Source organism: Vibrio sp. Y42_MX_L11, assembly GCF_024181785.1.
GTDB classification, from domain to species: Bacteria; Pseudomonadota; Gammaproteobacteria; order Enterobacterales; family Vibrionaceae; genus Vibrio; species Vibrio diabolicus.
This window is the reverse complement of record NZ_JAMZAP010000009.1, coordinates 15,002-36,455: the sequence shown is the minus strand read 5'-3', so window position 1 is coordinate 36,455 and position 21,454 is coordinate 15,002. Positions and strand designations below refer to the sequence as shown.

General features: G+C 45.7%; 18 protein-coding genes. 8 read left to right on the top strand and 10 right to left on the bottom strand.

All coding sequences use genetic code 11. From position 1 onward, the window contains the following. Positions 1 to 17: 17 nt before the first annotated feature. The gene (locus tag NL643_RS11075) at positions 18 to 764 is read right to left on the bottom strand and encodes a YciK family oxidoreductase (protein WP_046874431.1); all 747 of its coding nucleotides are present in this window, start codon (positions 762 to 764) and stop codon (positions 18 to 20) included. 254 nt (positions 765 to 1,018) lie between these two features. Between NL643_RS11075 and sohB the strand changes: the two genes are divergently transcribed. The 8 genes from sohB (at position 1,019) to NL643_RS11035 (ending at position 10,120) form a co-directional block, all read left to right on the top strand. Continuing rightward, positions 1,019 to 2,080 carry a protease SohB gene (gene sohB, locus NL643_RS11070; protein ID WP_005385819.1) on the top strand — a complete coding sequence of 354 codons (1,062 nt, stop codon included), beginning with the start codon at positions 1,019 to 1,021 and terminating at the stop codon, positions 2,078 to 2,080. A 208-nt stretch (positions 2,081 to 2,288) separates the two neighbouring features. Next, a complete protein-coding gene (gene cmk, locus NL643_RS11065; protein WP_005397113.1) occupies positions 2,289 to 2,969 on the top strand; it encodes a (d)CMP kinase in 681 nt (226 codons plus the stop codon). Between the two features lie 110 nt (positions 2,970 to 3,079). Continuing rightward, positions 3,080 to 4,750 (top strand): 30S ribosomal protein S1, encoded by a 1,671-nt coding sequence (gene rpsA / locus NL643_RS11060; protein WP_005385817.1) that lies wholly within the window; start codon positions 3,080 to 3,082, stop codon positions 4,748 to 4,750. Between the two features lie 213 nt (positions 4,751 to 4,963). Then, on the top strand, positions 4,964 to 5,245 hold the full coding sequence (ihfB, locus tag NL643_RS11055) for an integration host factor subunit beta (protein WP_005385816.1): 282 nt from the start codon (positions 4,964 to 4,966) through the stop codon (positions 5,243 to 5,245). A gap of 263 nt (positions 5,246 to 5,508) precedes the next feature. Continuing rightward, on the top strand, positions 5,509 to 5,805 hold the full coding sequence (locus NL643_RS11050; RefSeq protein ID WP_005397112.1) for a LapA family protein: 297 nt from the start codon (positions 5,509 to 5,511) through the stop codon (positions 5,803 to 5,805). 18 nt (positions 5,806 to 5,823) lie between these two features. Continuing rightward, positions 5,824 to 6,999: a lipopolysaccharide assembly protein LapB gene (gene lapB / locus NL643_RS11045; protein ID WP_005376665.1), complete on the top strand. Its 1,176-nt coding sequence runs from the start codon at positions 5,824 to 5,826 to the stop codon at positions 6,997 to 6,999. Positions 7,000 to 7,082: 83 nt separating this feature from the next. Beyond that, on the top strand, positions 7,083 to 7,784 hold the full coding sequence (gene pyrF, locus NL643_RS11040; RefSeq protein WP_005397105.1) for an orotidine-5'-phosphate decarboxylase: 702 nt from the start codon (positions 7,083 to 7,085) through the stop codon (positions 7,782 to 7,784). A gap of 497 nt (positions 7,785 to 8,281) precedes the next feature. Continuing rightward, positions 8,282 to 10,120: an extracellular solute-binding protein gene (locus tag NL643_RS11035; protein WP_164666438.1), complete on the top strand. Its 1,839-nt coding sequence runs from the start codon at positions 8,282 to 8,284 to the stop codon at positions 10,118 to 10,120. Positions 10,121 to 10,185: 65 nt separating this feature from the next. Here the strand turns inward: NL643_RS11035 and NL643_RS11030 are convergent, their stop codons facing one another. From NL643_RS11030 to dsrO, 9 genes are all read right to left on the bottom strand, one after another. Continuing rightward, positions 10,186 to 10,425 carry a hypothetical protein gene (locus NL643_RS11030; protein ID WP_005397103.1) on the bottom strand — a complete coding sequence of 80 codons (240 nt, stop codon included), beginning with the start codon at positions 10,423 to 10,425 and terminating at the stop codon, positions 10,186 to 10,188. A 208-nt stretch (positions 10,426 to 10,633) separates the two neighbouring features. Then, a complete protein-coding gene (locus tag NL643_RS11025) occupies positions 10,634 to 11,212 on the bottom strand; it encodes a membrane integrity-associated transporter subunit PqiC (protein WP_047010031.1) in 579 nt (192 codons plus the stop codon). Next, positions 11,212 to 12,858: an intermembrane transport protein PqiB gene (gene pqiB / locus NL643_RS11020; protein WP_199804034.1), complete on the bottom strand. Its 1,647-nt coding sequence runs from the start codon at positions 12,856 to 12,858 to the stop codon at positions 11,212 to 11,214. The genes NL643_RS11025 and pqiB overlap by 1 nt, the downstream gene beginning before the upstream one ends. Then, positions 12,851 to 14,182 (bottom strand): paraquat-inducible protein A, encoded by a 1,332-nt coding sequence (locus NL643_RS11015; protein WP_006742665.1) that lies wholly within the window; start codon positions 14,180 to 14,182, stop codon positions 12,851 to 12,853. The genes pqiB and NL643_RS11015 overlap by 8 nt, the downstream gene beginning before the upstream one ends. Positions 14,183 to 14,479: 297 nt before the next feature. Further along, positions 14,480 to 15,532: a c-type cytochrome gene (locus tag NL643_RS11010; protein WP_199804033.1), complete on the bottom strand. Its 1,053-nt coding sequence runs from the start codon at positions 15,530 to 15,532 to the stop codon at positions 14,480 to 14,482. 8 nt (positions 15,533 to 15,540) lie between these two features. Next, on the bottom strand, positions 15,541 to 16,152 hold the full coding sequence (locus NL643_RS11005; protein WP_017448376.1) for a c-type cytochrome: 612 nt from the start codon (positions 16,150 to 16,152) through the stop codon (positions 15,541 to 15,543). Between the two features lie 160 nt (positions 16,153 to 16,312). Continuing rightward, a complete protein-coding gene (locus tag NL643_RS11000) occupies positions 16,313 to 19,405 on the bottom strand; it encodes a tetrathionate reductase subunit A (protein WP_253644405.1) in 3,093 nt (1,030 codons plus the stop codon). Positions 19,406 to 19,422: 17 nt separating this feature from the next. Beyond that, the gene (gene nrfD / locus NL643_RS10995; protein WP_182036439.1) at positions 19,423 to 20,553 is read right to left on the bottom strand and encodes an NrfD/PsrC family molybdoenzyme membrane anchor subunit; all 1,131 of its coding nucleotides are present in this window, start codon (positions 20,551 to 20,553) and stop codon (positions 19,423 to 19,425) included. Continuing rightward, positions 20,550 to 21,317, bottom strand: a complete 768-nt coding sequence (gene dsrO / locus NL643_RS10990; protein WP_182036440.1) for a sulfate reduction electron transfer complex DsrMKJOP subunit DsrO — start codon at positions 21,315 to 21,317, stop codon at positions 20,550 to 20,552. The genes nrfD and dsrO overlap by 4 nt, the downstream gene beginning before the upstream one ends. Positions 21,318 to 21,454: the final 137 nt, after the last annotated feature.

Here is a 21,454-nt window from a genome sequence, read left to right as displayed (position 1 = left end):
GAGGTAACCTGAATTCGTTATTTACGCTTCGGTTGAGCGTCGATGCACTGACCATTCACATCGGTAACCGCTGGATCCATTAAGTGCAAATATAGCGGCATGATATCCAATGGCGTTTTGAGAGTATTCGCATCTTCACCCGGATATGCTTTTTCACGCATGCGAGTACGAGTGGCACCAGGGTTAATTGCATTAACGCGGATCGGTGTATCACTCAGCTCGTCAGCCAAAACTTGCATCATGCCTTCTACGGCAAATTTAGAGATAGCGTATGGCCCCCAGAAAGCGCGACCAGAGTGGCCGACGGTCGAAGAGGTAAAGATAATACGCCCAGCTTCTGATTTACGCATCACAGGCAGTAGTGCTTGAGTCATTAACACTTCTGCTTTCACGTTGATCTGCATGATATCGTCGAAGTCTTCCTCTTTGATTTGATCAAATGGACACAGCGAACTCAAGACACCTGCGTTGTGTAATAGGCCATCCAAACGACCAAACTGTCCTTCGATTGTCTCTGCCATATCAATGTAATTTTGCTTAGTTGCGCCCTTGAGATCCAGAGGAATGATAGCAGCTTGTGGGTAGCCAGCTGCTTCAATCTCATCATAGATAGATTCAAGGTTTTGCACATTTCTACCCAAAAGAATAACAGTTGCACCGTGCTCGGCATAAGAAAGCGCGGCTTGACGGCCGATGCCATTACCAGCGCCAGTAACAAGAATGACTTTACCTTTTAGAGCATCAGCTGAAACGGAGTAGTTCACGGCGATAAATCCTTATTATTGTAAGAGGGTCCATGATAGTTAATTGACGCTAAAAAACGCCTGTTTCTCAATGGAAAATCTTGGTAATCGTGACAAGATGGTTACAATACACCAATTCATGTGTTATACCAATTCCAGAACTTTCGTTAGGTATGCTATCAATCAGAACAAGTGGTTACAAACCGCGCTGCCTTCTCGCTGATGTTTCTGCGTAACATACTAACGTCATCTGAAATGAGATAAAGGAGCTCTCGTTGGAATTTTTATTAGATTATGGTCTGTTTCTGGCCAAAATTATCACGGTGGTTGCTGCGATAATTGTTCTGCTCATTATTGCAAAATCGGCTGGTGGCAAATCGGGTGCGGCGAAAGGGGAGTTAGAGATTACCAACCTTTCAGAGCAACACAAACAATCTGTTGAGCAGTTAGAACATCATTTGCATGACGATGCTTTCATCAAGGCTCGAGATAAAGCCGTCAAAAAAGAAGAAAAAGAGAAGAACAAATCTCGCGAGAAAGAAATCAAACAAGCGAGCAAAGACGGTTCATTAGATAGCAAGCGTGAACCACACCTATTTGTTCTTGATTTTAACGGTAGCATAGATGCAAAAGAAGTCGCGTCTCTACGTGAAGAGATCACTGCTATTTTGGCTGTCGCACGTGAAGGTGATGAAGTATTACTTCGTTTAGAATCTGGCGGTGGTATGGTTCATGGCTACGGCCTTGCCTCTTCTCAACTGGACCGAATCAAAGCAGCGGGTCTTCCTCTGACTATCTCTGTTGACAAAGTTGCGGCAAGTGGCGGTTACATGATGGCATGTGTAGCAGATAAGATTGTTTCTGCACCATTTGCAATTGTGGGTTCTATTGGCGTTATCGCACAAATTCCTAACTTCAACAAACTGTTGAAGAAACATGACATTGAGTACGAACAACTAACCGCGGGTGAATATAAACGCACGCTAACGATGTTTGGTGAGAATACCGATAAAGCGCGCGATAAGTTTAAGCAAGAGCTTGAAGAAACACATGTCTTGTTTAAAGACTTTATTCGCGAGCGTCGTCCTAGTTTGGACCTAGACAAAGTAGCTACAGGTGAGCACTGGTTCGGTACACAAGCGAAAGAGCTTGGTTTGGTGGATGATATTAGTACATCTGATGATATCGTTGTTGCGGCATGCAAAGATAAAACCGTACTTTCTGTGCATTATGTGCAGAAGAAAAAACTGGCAGACAAGCTAGCAGGTGTCGCGGGCAAAGTTGCTGACAGTGTGATCTTAAAGTTAGCTGAGCGTGGTCAAAAACCGATTGTTTAATCGAACCTAAGATCATGACATTTGAAACGGCGAGGGTGGAAGCTCTCGCCGTTTTTGTTGAACCTTATGTTTATTGATGAATCCAATTGCGCATTAGGTGTAATGCTTTACACGACATTTTTCCTCGCTCCAAAGGGCGATTACCCGTATAATGCGCGCCTCGAAAACCGAGCAAATTGCTGAAAAGAAACTATAGGTGGAGAAGAACATGTCCTCTCAAACTCCGGTTGTAACCGTAGATGGACCTAGTGGTGCAGGTAAAGGCACTTTATGTATGTTGCTGGCGAAAAAGTTGGGTTTCCAACTCTTAGATTCTGGCGCAATTTATCGTGTACTTGCACTCGCTGCGATTCACCACGGTGTCGACACAGAGTCAGAAGACGCACTTGTCCCACTGGCAACACACCTAGACGTTCAATTTATCGCAGAGGGTGACTTAGTTAAGGTCGTTCTAGAAGGCGAAGATGTGTCAGGGGAGCTTCGCAAAGAAGAAACGGGTATGGCAGCATCTAAAGTTGCGGCTCTGCCACGTGTTCGTGAAGCATTATTACGTCGTCAGCGTGCATTTGAGGCCGCTCCGGGCCTAGTGGCTGATGGTCGTGATATGGGCACAATTGTATTCCCAAGTGCACAAGCGAAAATCTTCCTTGATGCGAGCGCAGAAGAGCGTGCAAATCGACGCCTTAAACAGTTGCAAGAGAAAGGGTTAGATGTTAAATTTGCTGACCTTTTAAGCGAGATCCAAGAGCGTGACGACCGAGATCGTAACCGCCCAGTGGCGCCACTACGCCCTGCTGAGGATGCGCTTGTGCTAGATTCTACGTCGATGACTATCGACGAAGTAGTAGAAAAGGCACTACAATATATCGAATCGAAGCTAGCTGAGTAATGATACTCGGCTAGACTAAGAGCGTTGGTCGCAAGGATGATGACTGGCGAATTTAATAACCCCATGCGGTAGGATACCCGTGGACGTTTAATTTATTGAAGATTAACTAAATGACTGAATCTTTTGCTCAACTCTTTGAAGAGTTTCTAAACGAAACAGAATTCCAACAAGGCAGCATCGTTAAAGGTACTGTAGTAGCTATCGAGAACGGTTTCGTTCTTGTTGACGCTGGTCTTAAGTCTGAATCTGCTATCCCTGCTGAACAGTTCAAGAACGCTGCTGGCGAACTTGAAGTTGAAGTTGGCGCTGAAGTAGACGTAGCTCTAGACGCTGTTGAAGATGGTTTCGGTGAAACTCAACTTTCTCGTGAGAAAGCTAAGCGTCACGAAGCTTGGATCGTACTTGAGAAAGCTTACGAAGAAGCTGAAACTGTTGTTGGTATCATCAACGGTAAAGTTAAAGGCGGTTTCACTGTTGAACTAAACGGTATCCGTGCTTTCCTTCCTGGCTCTCTAGTAGACGTACGTCCAATCCGCGACACTGCTCACCTAGAAAACAAAGAGCTAGAGTTCAAAGTTATCAAACTTGACCAAAAACGTAACAACGTAGTTGTTTCACGTCGTGCTGTTATCGAATCTGAAAACAGCGTTGAGCGTGACGAGCTTCTAGAAACTCTACAAGAAGGTTCTGAAGTTAAAGGTATCGTTAAGAACCTTACTGACTACGGTGCGTTCGTTGACCTAGGTGGCGTTGACGGTCTTCTACATATCACTGATATGGCTTGGAAGCGCGTTAAGCACCCATCTGAAATCGTTAACGTTGGTGACGAGATCCAAGTTAAAGTTCTTAAGTTCGACCGTGAGCGTACTCGCGTATCACTAGGTCTTAAGCAACTAGGCGAAGATCCATGGGTAGCAATCGCTAAGCGTTACCCAGAAGGTCACAAACTAACTGGTCGCGTAACTAACCTAACTGACTACGGCTGCTTCGTTGAAATCGAAGAAGGCGTTGAAGGTCTAGTTCACGTTTCAGAAATGGATTGGACTAACAAGAACATCCACCCTTCTAAAGTTGTTAATGTTGGCGACGAAGTTGAGGTTATGGTTCTTGAAATCGACGAAGAACGTCGTCGTATCTCTCTAGGTCTGAAACAGTGTAAAGCTAACCCATGGCAGTCATTCGCTGAAGCACAAGCTAAAGGCGACAAAGTTACTGGTAAGATCAAGTCTATCACTGACTTCGGTATCTTCATCGGTCTAGAAGGCGGCATCGACGGTCTAGTTCACCTATCTGACATTTCTTGGAATGTTGCTGGCGAAGAAGCTGTACGTGAGTACAAGAAAGGCGACGAGATCTCTGCAGTTGTTCTAGCAGTAGACGCTGAGCGTGAGCGCATCTCTCTAGGCATCAAGCAAATGGAAAACGACCCATTCAATGCTTACGTTGCTGACAACAAGAAAGGTGTTCTAGTTAACGCTACTGTAACTGCTGTTGACGCTAAAGGCGCTACTGTTGAAATCGCAGAAGGCGTTGAAGGTTACATCCGTGCTTCTGAAGTATCTCGCGATCGCGTAGAAGATGCTTCTCTAATCCTAAGCGCTGGTGATGTTGTTGAAGCGAAGTTCACAGGTGTAGACCGTAAGAACCGCGTAATCAACCTATCTATCAAAGCTAAAGACGAAGCTGACGAGCAAGAAGCAATGGCATCTATCAATAAGCAAGATGACAATGCATTCGGTAACGCAATGGCTGACGCTTTCAAAGCTGCTAAAGGCGAATAATATACTCGCTTAAGCAAAAAAGGAGCCGCAAGGCTCCTTTTTTATATTTGAGCATATTTAAGTAGTAATACTAATGACGGTAAACTATCTTAATAAAAGGCATTTCTTCATTGCGCATTTTGCATAAAATTTGTCTAGAATTGTCAGCAAGTGTTTGTTGGAATTAGTATTACTTACTATAATAAGTGATAAAGATACTCAAAGAGGGCAACTATGACTAAGTCTGAACTGATTGAAAGACTCTGCGCTGAGCAAACACACTTATCAGCGAAAGAGGTAGAGGATGCTGTAAAAGATATTTTAGAGCACATGGCCTCTACGCTAGAGAGCGGTGACCGTATCGAGATCCGTGGCTTTGGTAGTTTTTCTCTTCATTACCGCGAGCCTCGCGTAGGTCGTAACCCTAAAACGGGCGATAAAGTGGAATTGGAAGGTAAATACGTTCCACATTTCAAACCTGGTAAAGAGCTTCGTGAGCGTGTAAATATTGGCTAACGCACTCTTATTAGTTTGAAAAAAGCGGCATACGTTTGTGTATGCCGCTTTTTTGTAATGTATCCAAGCAGTTTACGAAGCGAGCTGTTGGTTCTGACTGTTTTCTTTGCAGCTTTCTATACCCAAGTAACTTTAACTTCTAGGCGTGTCTACAAACTAAGCATCTTGAGGTTACTTGGGTATAGATTATTGCTAATATACGTAGTCTGAAGAAGCATTTTCCTGCATAATCTTACCGACTTACTCCTAGAAGGGTGATGTAAATGAAAATTATAAAAATCGTTGCTGTTTTAGCTCTCTTTTTAATTGCATTGGCGTTAGGTTCTCAAAACCAAGAGCTCGTGACTTTTAACTATCTTCTAGCCAAAGGAGAGTTCCACTTATCTACACTATTAGGTGTGGTATTTGTGGTTGGCTTTGCTTTAGCGTGGGTTATCTTTGGTAGTATCCAGCTGAAAACTCAGCTACAAGTTCGTCGTTTAAAGAAAAAACTGAAAAAGTACGAACCTACAGATGCAAACAAACCTGCTGATAAGCCAGCCATCGAAAAACAGGCATAAGGATAAGGCTTAACTTTAATGCTTGAACTACTCTTCTTGTTATTGCCTATAGCTGCTGCGTATGGCTGGTATATGGGGCATCGCAGCGCTCAGCAAGACAAGCAGAAGCAATCTCATCAAATCTCTCGTCAGTATATGACGGGTCTTAATCTGCTGCTCTCTGACCAATCAGATAAGGCTGTTGATCACTTTATTGAATTGCTCCAAGTTGATAACGAGACAATCGATACTCACCTTGCGTTGGGTAATTTGTTCCGGTCTCGTGGCGAAGTCGACCGCGCAATCCGAATTCACCAAAATCTCATTTCTCGCTCTGGCTTAACACTGGATCAAAAGAATCTTGCACTTCAACAGTTGGCGAAAGATTACATGGTCTCTGGTTTTCTCGATCGTGCAGAGAAAATCTTCGAACAGTTAGTCGAAGAGCCAGATTACAAAGAAGCGGCCCTTCAGCAATTGGTAACCATTTACCAACAAACACGTGAATGGGAAAAAGCAATTTATTACGCCAATCAATTGGCTAAGTTGGGTAATAAACGCTCCAGAATGCGTGCGAATATTGCTCATTTTTGGTGTGAAATTGCCATGCTCGACCAAGCCGATGGTAATACTAATAAGGCAATACAGCACTTTAAAAAAGCCCTAGCAGAAGACCCAAAGTGTGTTCGAGCGAGTATTGCTTTGGGACGAATTTATCTAGAGTCTGAAGATTATAAACACACGATAAAATACCTAACGGGTGTGCTTGAGCAAGACAAAGACTTTATCAGCGATGTCTTACCAACCATTGCAGAGTGCTACCATCATTTGGGCCAGGAAGATGAACTTGTAGAGTTTCTGCGAGCTTGTATTGATAAGAAAGCAGGCGTATCAGCCGAGTTAATGTTGGCTCAGTTGGTTGCTCACCACGAGAACGTCGGGGCTGCACAAGAGCTGCTGACCAAACAGCTGCTGAAAAATCCAACCATGAAGGGCTTTTATCGATTAATTGACTACCACATTGCTGAAGCAGAAGACGGTCGCGCGAAGGACAGTCTATCGACGCTACAAGCGATGGTGGGTGAACAGTTAAAAGTGAAACCACACTACCGATGCCGGAAGTGTGGGTTTTCTACTCATTCCCTTTATTGGCACTGCCCATCCTGTAAAGGGTGGGGGACGATCAAGCCAATCCGCGGATTGGATGGTGAATAATTTTAATGCAGCTGACAGAGTTTCTGTCCGCTGCATTTTTTTAACTTTTTATTTAATAAGAACCAAAATAGTTAGGAGATGAAATGATCGACCAAAAAGTTATTGTCGCACTGGATTATGATAACCAAGCAGACGCACTTGCGTTTGTAGATAGAATTGATCCTGCGTCATGTCGCCTAAAAGTTGGCAAGGAAATGTTTACGCTATTTGGTCCTGATTTCGTACGTGAACTCCACAAACGTGGTTTCTCAGTCTTCTTGGATTTGAAATTTCACGATATTCCAAATACGTGTTCTAAGGCGGTCCGCGCAGCCGCGGAATTAGGGGTTTGGATGGTGAATGTGCATGCGAGCGGTGGTGAGCGCATGATGACGGCATCACGTGAAATTCTTGAGCCATACGGTAAAGATCGCCCACTTCTGATTGGAGTAACGGTACTAACCAGTATGGAACAAAGTGATTTAGCGGGTATTGGTTTGAACATTGCGCCTCAGGATCAAGTTATTCGTCTGGCGACATTGACCAAAAACGCTGGTTTAGATGGTGTCGTATGTTCAGCTCAAGAGTCTTCATTGCTTAAGAGCGAACTTGGTCAAGACTTTAAGTTAGTTACACCAGGAATCCGACCTGCTGGCTCTGAGCAAGGTGACCAGCGCCGTATCATGACACCAGTAGAGGCTATTCAGTCAGGCTCTGACTATCTTGTTATTGGGCGTCCAATTACTCAAGCTGTGGATCCTGCTGCAGTGTTGAAATCGATCAATGATAGCTTGTCTAGTATGTAAGCACAGTCTTGTATTGTATAAAGAAAGGTGAGGCTGTGATGCCTCACCTTTTTTGTATCTAATAAAAATACCAACCGTAGTAAGTAACTGCTCATTTTAACCAGTTATATCTGCTCGCTTACTTGCTTGCTTTAATTGGTGTAGGGGGGAGCTTATTCGGATAAAGGTTCTACGGTTTATTATGAGGAAAGTAGGGCTTGGTACTGTATCGATCACACTTTTGTAACATAACTCACTGTGATGCATAGAAAATGCGACCATGTATTATTGATGACTTGCGTTACAAAAGCCTAAAGAATACTATGGCGAAGATGCATTCACTGCGTTGTAAGGTCTAGGATGACCTAGTGAAACTCTTTGAAATTAATATAGAAGCTGGCAGGAAGTCACTTCATATTACGCTCCTATTATTTCCTATCTGCGTATTTTCTATTTGCAGCTTTCACACTCCGTCTTCCTTGCTACGACCTTAATCGCAAACACAACAAGGAAGAAACATGACTAAAAAACTGCCATTTTCAGTACTTGCAACACTGACCGCTGCCAGTTTTCAACTGAGTGCGGCAGAGCTACCTGCTGATATAGAATGGATTTCAAATAACAATGAACCTCTGTTCGCCTCTGAAGAAGCGGTACGAGGTGGTACTTATCGTACGTACATTCAGAGCTTTCCTCAGACATTACGAAGTGTTGGTCCAGATGCGAACTCCGGCTTGCGCCAATATTTAATGGATGGTTCACCAAAGCTTGCTCAGCGTCATCCAAATACTGGTAAATGGATCCCCCAACTTGCTAAGTCATGGGCATTTGGAGAGGACAACAAAACCGTATTCTTTAAGCTTGATGAAACGGCCGAGTGGTCAGATGGTGAAAAAATTACGGCAGATGATTACGTCTTTATGATGAAGTACTACACGTCAAAAGACATTATCGACCCGTGGTACAACGACTTCTTCACGAACAGCGTTGTTGGTGTTGAAAAAATTGACGACTACACCATCAAAGTCAATCTCGCTGTAGCTCAAAGTCATGACTCGCTCATGGTTATGATTAACATGCCGAGTAATGGTTTTCAGCCTCGTCCGGAACACTTCTTTGAAGGAGAAAAGGACGCAAATAACGATGGCATGCCTGATAACTTCGTCAGAAAGTTCAACTTTAAATCTGAGCCAACTGCGGCGCCTTACTACATTGATAAAGTGAAGAAAGGTAAGAGCGTGACATTCAAACACGTGGGCGAAGATTGGTGGGGGTATAACAACCGCTACTATAAAAACCGCTACAACGTAGAAAAAGTCCGCATTAAGGTGATTCGCGATCCTGATATTGCCATGAAGCACTTTGAAAAAGGTAACTTAGATTACTTTGAGATGGTGCTACCAAGCTTTTGGCATGACAAAACCGATAGTGATGTGTACAAAAAAGGCTATATCCAAAAGTACTGGGGCTTTAACGAAGCACCACAAGGCGCCGGTGGCCTTTGGATGAACACCGCGATGCCAATGTTGGATGACCTAGAAGTGCGCAAGGGTGTTATGGCAGCCACTGACTATGACGGCATGATTGAAAATATCATGCGTGGGGATTATTCACGTAAACCACATGGACTCGGCTTTGGTCATGGCGAATACGATGATCCTAACAATACACCGCCAAAGTTTGATGCTGATGCGGCGGTTAAACACTTCGAAAAAGCGGGCTTTGACAAAGTGGGCGCAGATGGTATTCGTGTCAACGATAAGGGTCAACGCTTGAGCTTTGCTATCACCTACGGATACAACTCTTGGACTCCACGTATTGCATACCTGAAAGAGCAAGCGAAACTCGCTGGTCTAGAGTTCACGTTAAACTTGGTGGATGGCTCATCTGCGTTTAAATACATTCTTGAGAAAAAGCATCAGTTAGCGTTCTTGAATATGGGCTCTGGTGAGATTCCTGCGTATTGGGAATACCTGCACTCTGATAATGCGAATCGACCACAAACGAATGCTCACACCAACTACAGCAGCCCTGAGCTGGACAAGTTGATTGAAGCTTATGACTCTGAGTTTGATCAGGAGAAGCGTTACGATTTATCGCATCAAATCCAAAACTATGTCAGCAAAGCGAATATCATCGTTCCTGGATACATGGTGCCTTATTCTCGAGTTGCGCATTGGCGCTGGGTTAAAATTCCTAAAGATGGCATGACAAAAGCGACAGAATGGGTGCTTCATCCAATGGATATTGGTAATTTCTGGATCGATAGCAAAGTAAAAGAAGAGACTGAGGAAGCGATGGACGAGGGTAAAACCTTCCCAGAGACAACGGTCATTGATGATCGCTACAAGTTGTAACTCCACAACTTAGCGGCGATAAAAATGAAAGCCCAGGTAATTAAGTTACAGGGGCTTTTTTATTTTTACTTAACTAAGTAGGACGCTTCTAAAAGGTAGGTTTTCACATCACCAAGCAAAGAGAAGGCCTTGTCGATGGTTTTAAATCGCTCATCAAGTGAGTCACTAGATATAAGTTGGCTGAACGTTTTTACCGAGAAAGCTTCGTTTGCTTTAAAGAACTGATGCACATTTTCAAGTTGAACTTTATGAATATGCTCCACCTTATTTAGGGCGGTGGTTAAATCGGAAATGTTAATCGACATTGCTACTCAAGAACCTTATCAACAAGACCTCTACATAAGGTCATAGGATGGGGCTTTATATTTTGCCGTAGAGTAGCACCAAAGAACGGATTGCAGTCTGACTAAGATCAATTTGTCTCGCTTGATTATCTACATCTATTTCGATCGAAAAAACTTCTTGCAGCACAAAAAAGGGAAGCAACTTGCTTCCCTGTAATTAACATCGATCTTAGATTTTTTTGGCAATCTCCGAAGTCATTTCTTCCAACCCGACGGACAGTGCGTCGACAAGTGCTCCATAGCCTTCGTCCTGTAGAGGCTGAGAGATTTGTATTGGTGCACTGTTTTCTACCTTACCTTCAGCATTGATGAGTAACCATTCCCCCTCAATTTCGATATTGCCTTTGTAGCTACCATTAAATTTATTTAACGTAAGCTGTAGTTTGGCTTCACCATTTTGATCCAACAGGTTGTTCATTTCAGTCGGCCAGTAATGAGTCTGTTTGTGGCGTAGTTCTGTGACGACTCTCTGAGTGATTTGCTCGGAAATACTATGCGCCCATTGATTGTTTCTTGCCTGGATAACTTGAGTCTCAGAGGTTCGGTAAACGATACCACTGTCGTTTAAATAACTTGCCAGTTTTACTGGACGAACAACTAAAGTAGGGCGCTGTGAGATATCAGAAGAGCTCAGCGTCACTGGTTCCGCCTTAGGTAGAAGGTACAAAGCCCCTTTAGTTTCTGGAGCGCTACTGCAACCCGTTAGACCGACAAATAGCGCGATAGACAAAAAGAATACTCGTTTCATTAGTTTTGGCCTTTAACTGGGATTGGGTCACTGATTTCATCTTCTCCAAACACGAGAGAGTTTGGCTTTTCGTTTAGCTGTTTGAGTACGGGTTTAAACTCTGTCATCACGCTTTCTAGTTCTTTGAGCGTGGCTTCCATTTCATTGTACATGGTTGAGTTTGGTCCATAACCATCGAGTGTTTTTTGCAACTGCTGCAAGCTTTGGCGAATATCTGTTGGGATCTCTTGCGTCTCTTTTTGATTTAAAAGTTTATCAATACTGTCCGCGACACGTTCTGCTGACGCCAACGTCTTTTCCGACGTTTTTAACGTTGCATTGAGAGAGTTAAGCGTTTCTTCCATTGGTAAGCTGTTAATCTTATTTAGGAAGTCATTAACTTGGCGCTGAACTTGGGCAAAACCACCACGCATGGTTGGAAATACATCTAAACCTTCATATTCACTTGGAACGTACTGATCATCATTAGGATAAAAGTCTGCATCAATATAAAGCGCGCCAGTTAACAAGTTACCAGTCTTTAAGGTGCCACGGAGACCGCGAGCAAACTCTTCCTTCAACTTTTCTTTGAACATAGATAAAGATTGGGATTCTAAATCTCCGTACACTCGACCGAGCTCAACGCGCACCAAAACAGGAATTTTTTTCGCAGAGAAGTTTTCTTCTGGTGTTGGTAAACGCATCGGTACTCTCGTTACGGTACCAATACGAAGACCGCGGTACTCAACAGGCGCATTCGCTTTTAAGCCACGTACCGATTCATCAAATAACATGACGAACTCAATGTAGTCATCGTACATACCTTCTCTCAGCTGCTTAATATCATCGTACAAGCGGAAGTTAACCATGTCTTCTGTGAGTAGTTCGCCGGACTCAAGACCTGGAACGGTATCGAAGGTAACGCCACCCGTTAGCATGCTCTCTAGCGAGCCAAACTTAACTTCAAACCCTTCGGCATTGAGCTGTAAATCAACACCAGAATTCAGCCAAAACTTAGTACGAGTGCGCACTAAGCTGTCATAAGGTTTGAAAATAAAGAGTTGATACAGCGCTTTGCGAGTATCAACATCAAAGCTGGTTTTCTCTACACGACCAACGGTAAAGCCTTTATAAATAACCGGGTCACCAACACCTAGTTTGCCAGCTTCGCGGTGTGTTAATACAAGACGTAGGCCTTCTGCATCAGGAGAAGCGACCGGTGGCACATCTAATACCGTAAAGTGCTCCTTTTCTACTTTAGATTTACCCGGCTGAAGTTGGATATAAGCGCCAGATAGCAAGGTCTCTAAACCTGAAACGCCATCACGGCCAATACGAGGCTTCACCACCCAGAACATGGTATCGTCACGCAGCATGCGTTCAGCATCTTTGTTCATCTGCGCCTTAGCGATGATGTGATCGTAGTTTTCACTGAGAGTGACTTCGGTAATCAGACCGACTTTAACATTCAATGCTCGGACCTCGGTTTTACCAACCTCAATCCCATCTGCGGTTGGCAGTTGGAGAGTAATTTGTGGGCCTGTACTGTTGATGTATTGGAACAGCATCCACGCTCCCATGGCTAGCGCAAGGATCGGGACAATCCAGATCGCAGAAATCTGCTTTTGCGGTTTTATTTGAGCGGTTACGTTGTTCTCATCACTCATATTTGGCTTTCTCGTTTAAGTTGTCAGAAATCGGCTCCTGCACTTCGTTTTGTGGCAACTGCCACAACAAACGTGAGTCAAATATCATTGCAGAAAGCATAGTGAAAATGACCACTGCCGCGAAAGAGAGCGCAGCAGGGCCTGGATAAATCGCCATTAAGTTTTGCAACTGAACCAGTGCAACTAAGATGGCAACGACAAAGATATCGATCATGGACCAACGACCAATAAACTCAGTTAAGCGGTATATCTTTAAGCGTGAAATACTTTCTTCAGGAGGAAGATATCGCGCTTTTTGCGCATTGTAATACAGCCACGCGAGTGCCAGCATTTTCGCCATTGGAATGAATACGCTAGCAAAGAAAATTACCATCGCAATAGGGTAAGAACCTAAATGCCAAAGCAGTATTACCCCTTCCATGATAGTCGAGCCTTCTGAATGTCCAAGGCTTACGGTATACATCATTGGATAAAGGTTCGCGGGGATATAGAAAATGACTGACGCAAACAAAAGCGCCCAAGCTTTTTGTAAATTATCAGCTGGGTTGTATTTGTGAATAGGGCTTTTACAACGAATGCAGTATTGGTGCTTTTTCGCTTCAATTGGGTTGAGTTGGTGACATGTATGGCAACCAATATGGTTGTGGTTATGGTGCGTATCGCCCTCATTTACATCGGGCAGCACGATGGCTGGAATGAAGTGTCCCCAGAGCCAGCTTTTGTCAACCATAGAAATACATTTGACTACCAGTACGGTATAAACGCAGAACGCCCAGAATGAAGTCCCCATTCCAATGTCTGCCAGAGAAGCGATTTTAATTAAGCTGACTAATACGCCAATCAAGAATACATCGACCATCAGCCAGGGTTCGACTCGAAACAGAAGGCGACATAAAACTTTCGCCATTCGTTGCTGTTTTTTGGATGGCGTATGTTTACGCGCTTTTAATGCTTCGAGATGAAGAAAGAGAATGAGACCGACATAGATAGCAGGCAATACGACGACCGTTGCGAGAAGTAACACACCTAAAAGTACATTTTGAAATTCAGCCAGCATTTTGGCTGCATGCAGTAAGGTGATTTCTTGCGATAGCCCTTGCACACTGAACGACATAAAAGGGAAAGAAATGCTTAACACCAACATGATCAAACATGCCGATGAAATGGCGATCACGCTTTGATAGGGTTTAGCATTCACTTTTGTCAGAGAATGCGCGCATCGAGGACATTGAGCTTTTTGCCCTTGATCGATATCGGGAATACGAACAACAAGGCCGCATTCTTCGCATGAAATTAACTGACGGGAATTAGGTTGAATACTCATCGGGTAGGTTTTGGATTCATTTGTCCTAAGAATACTCTTTTTTCATTAGGCACGCTTGTTTTGATTCAGGAGTTTACGAGTTTCTTACTTTTGGCATCATAGTATATGGAAGCTCTAAGATATAAACAAAGTTGCGTTTGGCGCACTATTTTACTGAGAAGATGGGTATGTTGGAAGCCGAAAACTACTTAACGTTGCTGGTTTGGAGGGGGGCAGTGATTGCTTCAGGAGAGTAAAACAACCCTGCCCAGAGAGCCTGAGCAGGGAGCACTGGTATTTAAGATGAATGGTTGTCTTTTACTCGACGGTACCGCTCTTGAAAGCATTCGAGCCGACTTGCTTACCACTAATTGTTTTTCCGTAATAGCCTTGATGTTGGTGATATCTCTCTGCGTTTGCGGCCACGTTGCCTTTAAATCGTGGATCTTGTGGACGCTCGTGGCTATTGACGTATGCCGCGACATCCCACGCTTCTTGTTTGCTTAACTGGACACTTTTCCCAAGCGGCATGTTTTCGTAAATAAAATAGGCCGCGGTGTTAATACGGTGCATACCTGCACCCCAGTTATACGCATATTCGCCCCAAAGTGGTGGAATGTAAGAATCGCCGTCGGTGCCTTTTATGCCTGAACCGTCGGCGCGATGGCAAGTTTCGCAGTTCTTTTCGTAGACTAATGCCCCTCGCTCTGGTGATGGTTCTTGCTCAGGGGCGGCGATTTTTGGGTAGCCACGTCCAGAGAGATTACCTCGTTCTTCAATTGGTAATGCTTGCGCGATGGCTTCTGGCAGCGGGAAGTCTTTTGCTTTTCCACCAACTTGCAACGCTTTTGCGTCTAGCTCCGGAATTGGTTCATCCGTCATACCATGTTTGTCGAGCAAGCCGCCCATCGCCAACCAGTAGGCGTAAGCACTAAGGGCAACAATTTCTGGCGAATCGTAAGCGGGAGCTTTACCGTTCATGGAATATTCGAAACAACCCTGGATACGGTCAGCATAGCTGTTTACGCGATCGTTTTTCTTGCGATAAGCAGGGTAGGCCATGTATGCCGCCCATAGAGGTGCAGCGTTGGCTTTTCGTCCTGCTTCCATATGGCAATTCACACAGTTTTGTTCGTTGCCAACGTATTTTCCGCGCATTTGTTGCGAGTTAACAAATAGGGAATAACCACGTTTTACTTGCTCACCAAATTCGGTATTTGGAATGGTGCCTAGATCACGCGGTTTTAAGTATTCACCGTGATTCTTTTTTTTCACCGCGGGCAGTTCAGTTTGACGATCCGGCAGTGGCTCGTTGGCCAAAGTAGCAGCAGAGATGAGAGGCAATGCGAACAAAGAATATAAACGTTTCATGTCTGCTCCTAGTAACGTAATGAGGCAAAGTAGTAGGAAAGGTTTTCAATCTCTTCGTCAGTGAGATTTTTCGCGATAGTACCCATCATATTGAGCGGGTCACCACTGCGAGTGCCGTTTTTCCATGCCATCAATTGCGTTTTTAAGTAATCAGCATGTTGGCTTGCGAGGCGAGGGAATTTGTCGACGCCCATTCCGCTGGCTCCATGACAAGTCGCGCAAGCTGGAATGTTTCTATCCCAATCACCTTGGAAGATCAATTTACGATACGGGTTACGAATGTCGGCTTGGTCGCCGCGTTGCTCTGGGTTAGTGAACTCGTAGCTTGGAAGGTTAGCAAAGTAATCCATGACTTCTTTACGAACGGCAGGATCGCTAAGCTCTTTCGCCATGCCTTGCATGACTACGTTTTGTCGTTCGCCACTAAGGAAGAGTTCTATTTGGGTGTTGAGATAATTCGCGTTCAGACCAGCAATCATAGGCGCAATGTTTGGTTGACCCATGCCATCTTGGCCGTGACAACCGCTGCACACGCTGGCTTTTTCAGGAATAGACGAGGCGCTTGCGCCCATTGTGGTTGCCAGCAAACAGGCCGTCACCACAGGTAGTATTTTTGACATGCTGACTCACTTTAATTGTTATTAATATGTCCAAGTGCTACTTGGTAGTCACTGGGACGATATTGTCGGCCTTGTCAATAAGGAAAGGTATTGTGGATTTCCACATATTTAGAGGATGTGAAGAGCTGCTAAATGACAGCTCTTCAGGTTAGGTTTTCTACTAAGCTTTGCGGATTTTGGCTGGTAATGATTGGCGAGCCGCGGCTCCTACCACCCAATCCAACAACACGCCTTTGCCTTCTCGGGTAGGGTCAATTAAGCCAATGTCGTTAATGTTGACGCCATCTTGGCTGCGCGTTTTTACGGGTTGCTGTTTATCGCCGATCCAGTGCGAGCGTTGTCCTAGCTCGGTATGACCAAACCCATGTTCAAATCCTAGTGTGCCAGGGCGAATCCCGCTGACTATCATCGCAAGTGCTTTGGTGCTTGCAGATGGAGTCTCGATAACAAACTCATCACCCGTTTTAATGCCTGCGCGTTCGGCATCGATTGGATGGATGTACACTGGGTTTACGCCTTTTATCGAGTTCAACCTTGGCGATAGGTTGGATACCGCACTGTGAATGTTGGATTTAAAGTTAGTCAGGCTGAAAGGCCATTCTGAGCTTGGGAACTGGTCTTCCATTGGTGTGCCGTCGGCCATTTTTTGTGGATGCCATGTTGGGCAACCGGTGTAGAAATCACCGGTCATGGTGTTTCTTGCGCTGCCGACACGTTCATTCCATATCGCAACTGGTCGTGTCCATTTGTGCTTCATTTGCTCACCTTGATACGCTTCGGTTGCATTTTCAAAGCGTCCACCGCGAGCAAAAATAAACGCCACACGTTTCATCTCATCCGCTGTCAGCGTCTTCTGCATGGCTGGCATTAAACGCTCTAGGCCGGACCACGCAATGTCTTCTGCCGAAACTTCAGGCACGCCGCCTTTCACATACGCCAAGTTTGCCGCGGAACGTAAGTAGAAATCTTCAGCGCTGTGGAGAGCGTGCCAATTCCCTTGCGCATCTTGAATCGCGTTGTCACCAAAGCCGCCTAGTTGCATTTTCTTGGCGACATCAATCAAAAAGTTTTCTAAGCAAATCGAACGACCATCGGCGGTTTTCTCTGTTCGCGCTTCCACAATCGGCCAGCGAGCGGTGACGGTTTTCACCGGAACGTCGTGCCAAGGCGTTGCCATACCCCAGCTTTCGTAAGTAACGGTGTCTGGCACAATGTAATCCGACAATGCGGTGGTTTCGTTAATGAACGCATCAACAGATACAATCAAACCGAGTTGTTTTGGATCTTTAAGCTTATCTTCCAGCAGCGTTTTCAAACCGGGTACACCATACATTGGGTTCGCCATGTGGTTGATCCACGCTTTAACGCGGTATGGATAACCATCAATAGCCGCAGATAGGTGCTCTGTCAGCAGTGGCGCGGCAAACGGATACCAAGGGGCGCGAGTTGGGTAAGGGGATTCACCTGCCTCAACGCGACGTTTGTATTCGCTGGTTTTGTGGTATGGGAATTTACTGCGCGACAGAAAGACGCCTTTCGGGCCGACTTTGCCAGCAAATTTGGTGAAGTCGTAACGAGGACCCGCAGCGGAAGTTGGGTAGCCACCCGCTTTGGCCATAGCGCCGCCTTTCATATTTATGTTACCAATCAACGCATTGAGCATCATGATGGTAAACGAGTTATAGAACCCATTGGTGTGCATGTTGCCACCGTGGGTATCGACCACCGCTTTTGTTCCGTGACTGGTGAAGCGCTTTGCTAGTTCAACAATTTGTTCGACAGGGGTTTCACATTGTTGGCTGTAGAACTCAAGACTGTATTGGAACGCCTCTTCTTTGAGTCTTTGTAGGGAAGATTTTACGCGCACTTTGCCTGATGCAAGCGAAACCGTTTTATCGACAAACAGTGCCGCTTCTCCTGTCTGGGTATGCACACCAAATTCGCCGCTTTGATCATCCACGATGACGTACGGGTCGGAATCAGACAACGCTTCGCCCTCGAATGGCAGATTCAGATCCGACGCGCGTAAAAACGTGCCGTTTCTCGGGTGCTGCTCATCGCTTATCACGAGATGCGTAGCATTACACCAGTGCGCGGTGCCAGCTCGTTTCATTGCGTTCGCCCCCGGTTGGGCTAAGAAGGTTTTGTTGTAGCGTTGGTTTTCGATGATCCACTGGATCATGCCAAGCACGAGGGCAGAGTCGGTGCCTGGTTTGATTGGTACCCAGCGGTTGTTGTCACCGGCCGCCAAGCTCGATGACCCCGCAGGCAAACTTGGTGTGATGATGGTGTATTCCAAGCTACCTTCTGTTCGCGCATTGGCGAGTTGACGCGCCTGACGCTTAAAAGGGTTGCCAGCTTGAGCAGGCGACATACCAATAAAGATGATGTATTCGGCATTATCGAAGTCTGGTTTTAAATGGGCAAATTTATCCAAATCATTCATAAATGCACCGCTGCCAGCACGAAATGCGTAGCCGCAGTAAGAGCCATGATGCCCAAAGTTACGCGTACCATAGCTATTGAACGCGAAGCGTTTGAAAATGTCGTCTCGGCCTTCGTTACCGGCATTGGTCATTAACAGTTGATTGGCTTTCGGGCCATATTCTGGGTTTTCAGGATCTACGGGCGTTGTTAAATCGCGAATGTCGCGCAAGCCATCAACATGGCCTTCACCAAATAAATCACCACCTTCCACGACTTCTTCTATCAGTTGCTCGTAGTTGATCGGAATCCATTTTCCTTCACCACGTTTACCCACACGTTTTAGCGGTTGAGTGATGCGATACGGGCTGTTGCGAATTTCTAGCATCCCGTTTCCTCTTGCACAGGCGGTCGAACGGCCATCAAGCCCCGATTCTCCTGCCAAACTTAAATAAGCATCTTTGACGGGCGTTTCGAACGGAATGTGTTGCTGATGAGAGAGTGGGTGATATGGGTTGCCAGTAATACGCAAAATCTCGTCGTTGCGGTTATCAATGCGTACACGCAATCCGCACAGTGACCAACAACCAAAGCACATGGATGGCGCAACGCGCTGATTTGGATTCGGGATCAGGTTGCCTTTGCTGTTGACCGTGTACTCTGGTTCAAGCGAGTTACCGTGGTGAATATCACGCGTTTTTTCTCCCGCAGTGCCTTCGAGCGCACCCTCGACCATGTGTTTGGTTGTGGTGGCGTAACCCGCAGCGAATGCGCCAAGCCCACCCACTGCAATGCCTGATTTCAAAAACTGACGGCGTTTGTTATCCATGATGAAATCCTCTTTGATTAGCGTTCAGTTAAGGTGAGTGATGATGCTTTTACTTCGATATTTTGTTTTTGCTGAACCAGCTCAGAGCCGAGCAGTGCGAGTGCAAGCCATAATCCGAGCATGCCGATAATGCCTATCCAGCCATTTCCATCCATAGTGAGTTGGTATGGATACAGCCCTGCATCGAACTTGGCGATGGTTTGCACTTCCATGATGGTAAACCAGCGAATCAGCCATGCACTTGCCAGTGCGGCAGCAGACACAAAACTGAGCCCTATGACGTGACGAAATCTGGCTGATGCGGACTTTTTGGTATCGCGTAAGAAGATGAAAGCGAGCAAAACACAACCTAAAACGACAAAAGTGAGCAGGGCAATGTTGTGCATCCATTGTTCGCTAGAATAGAGCGAAAATGCGGAATTGTTGGATGCCCAAATCGGTAGCAGTATCAGCGTTAATACGCCGCTGGTAACCACTGATTTTTTCAGTAAATTAGTATCGCCAGATGTCAGCGTCTTTGACTGACTAGGCAGCAGTAACCAAATCAGCAGAGCGAAGCCGACTGCGCCCATAAAAGCAGTGACAAACCAAAGAACCGGCGACGCGGGTTGGTGCCACAACGAGCGCGATTTAACGACCGCAATTTCAGCGCCCGTGTAAACTGCAATAGTGATGCCTGATAGCACTGTGATGGAAGATACCATAAGCATGGCTCTACGAGAGAGCACCCACTCACCCAGTGATAGCTTTGAAATTAGAGGCAGTACTTTCCCTGGCTGATTACGTAAGTTGATCAGATCCTCGCGGAGATACAGCCATGCGGTCACTACCGCTAAACCTGAGAAAACAGGCAAGAAAAGTGACCCTAAAGACATCCATGACCACGGCGTGATGTGTGCGTAAAAATGCCATGCTCGTCCCGGTTGGTGTAAATCACCAGTTAACGCTAATGGTCCCACGATGGCGCCGATGGCCAGCGTCAGCACAAGCGCAGCGCGCAGTCTGTGGCTGGTGTGTTTTTCAAATAATAGGGCGATTAAGAATAAAATAGCGGCCGCATAAGCCGAACCGATGTAGAAGAAATACTGCACCGCCCACGGTAGCCATGCCATCGCTTGAGGTTGGACTAACACTTCGGTGATGTTCATGCGTGCTCTCCTTGTGGGTCGTAAATGGCCGGTTGTCCGTCGATGTGGCTGGTGAAGCGCTCATCCATGCCGATGTAAAACACGTGAGGCTTGGTACCTTCATTGGGTTTCAGCACTTTGATGTCGTCCTGATGTTCTGTGATTAAGCGGCGAATCTCGCTTGTTGGATCATTTAAATCACCAATCACACGCGCACCGCCAACACAGGTCTCCACGCAGGCAGGCAATAGACCTTGCTCTAGACGATGTGCACAGAAGGTGCACTTATCTGCGGTGAGGGTGTCCTCATTGATAAAACGCGCATCGTAAGGGCAAGCTTGTACGCAATACGCGCAGGCGACACAGCGACTGTTATCCACCATGACGATGCCATCTTCGCGCTGAAAGGTCGCTTGAACCGGACACACAGCCACGCAAGGTGGGTTTTCGCAGTGGTTACAAAGGCGAGGCAGCATAAAGGCCTTTGCTTCTCGCGTGGCTTTCGAACCGTCATCCAGTGTGACTTCGTATTGCTTTACGGTGGTCCGGAACTGGCCGATAGGCGCTTGGTTCTCAATGCTGCAACCCACGGTGCAAGCCTGGCAGCCGACGCACTTTCGTAAATCTATCACCATGGCATAACGCTTCCCGACTTGTCCTTTTCGGTCAGCGGACTGGTTATTTCGAATAATGTTTCCCGCAGTTGCCGTGCCAATGCCTGCGACTGGAATTAACGCGGCTCCGGCTGTGACCGCGCTGAGAAAGCGACGTTTGGTGGAATCCATAACTCACCTGCTTTTTTTGTTGTATTTGAATTGACTGATTCCATTGTGAGAAATGCACCGCGAGGCTTATATTGTGGATTTCCACATACCCAGATCAAACTTGATCTAAAACAAATGTGGTTTAGGGAAGGTAGCTG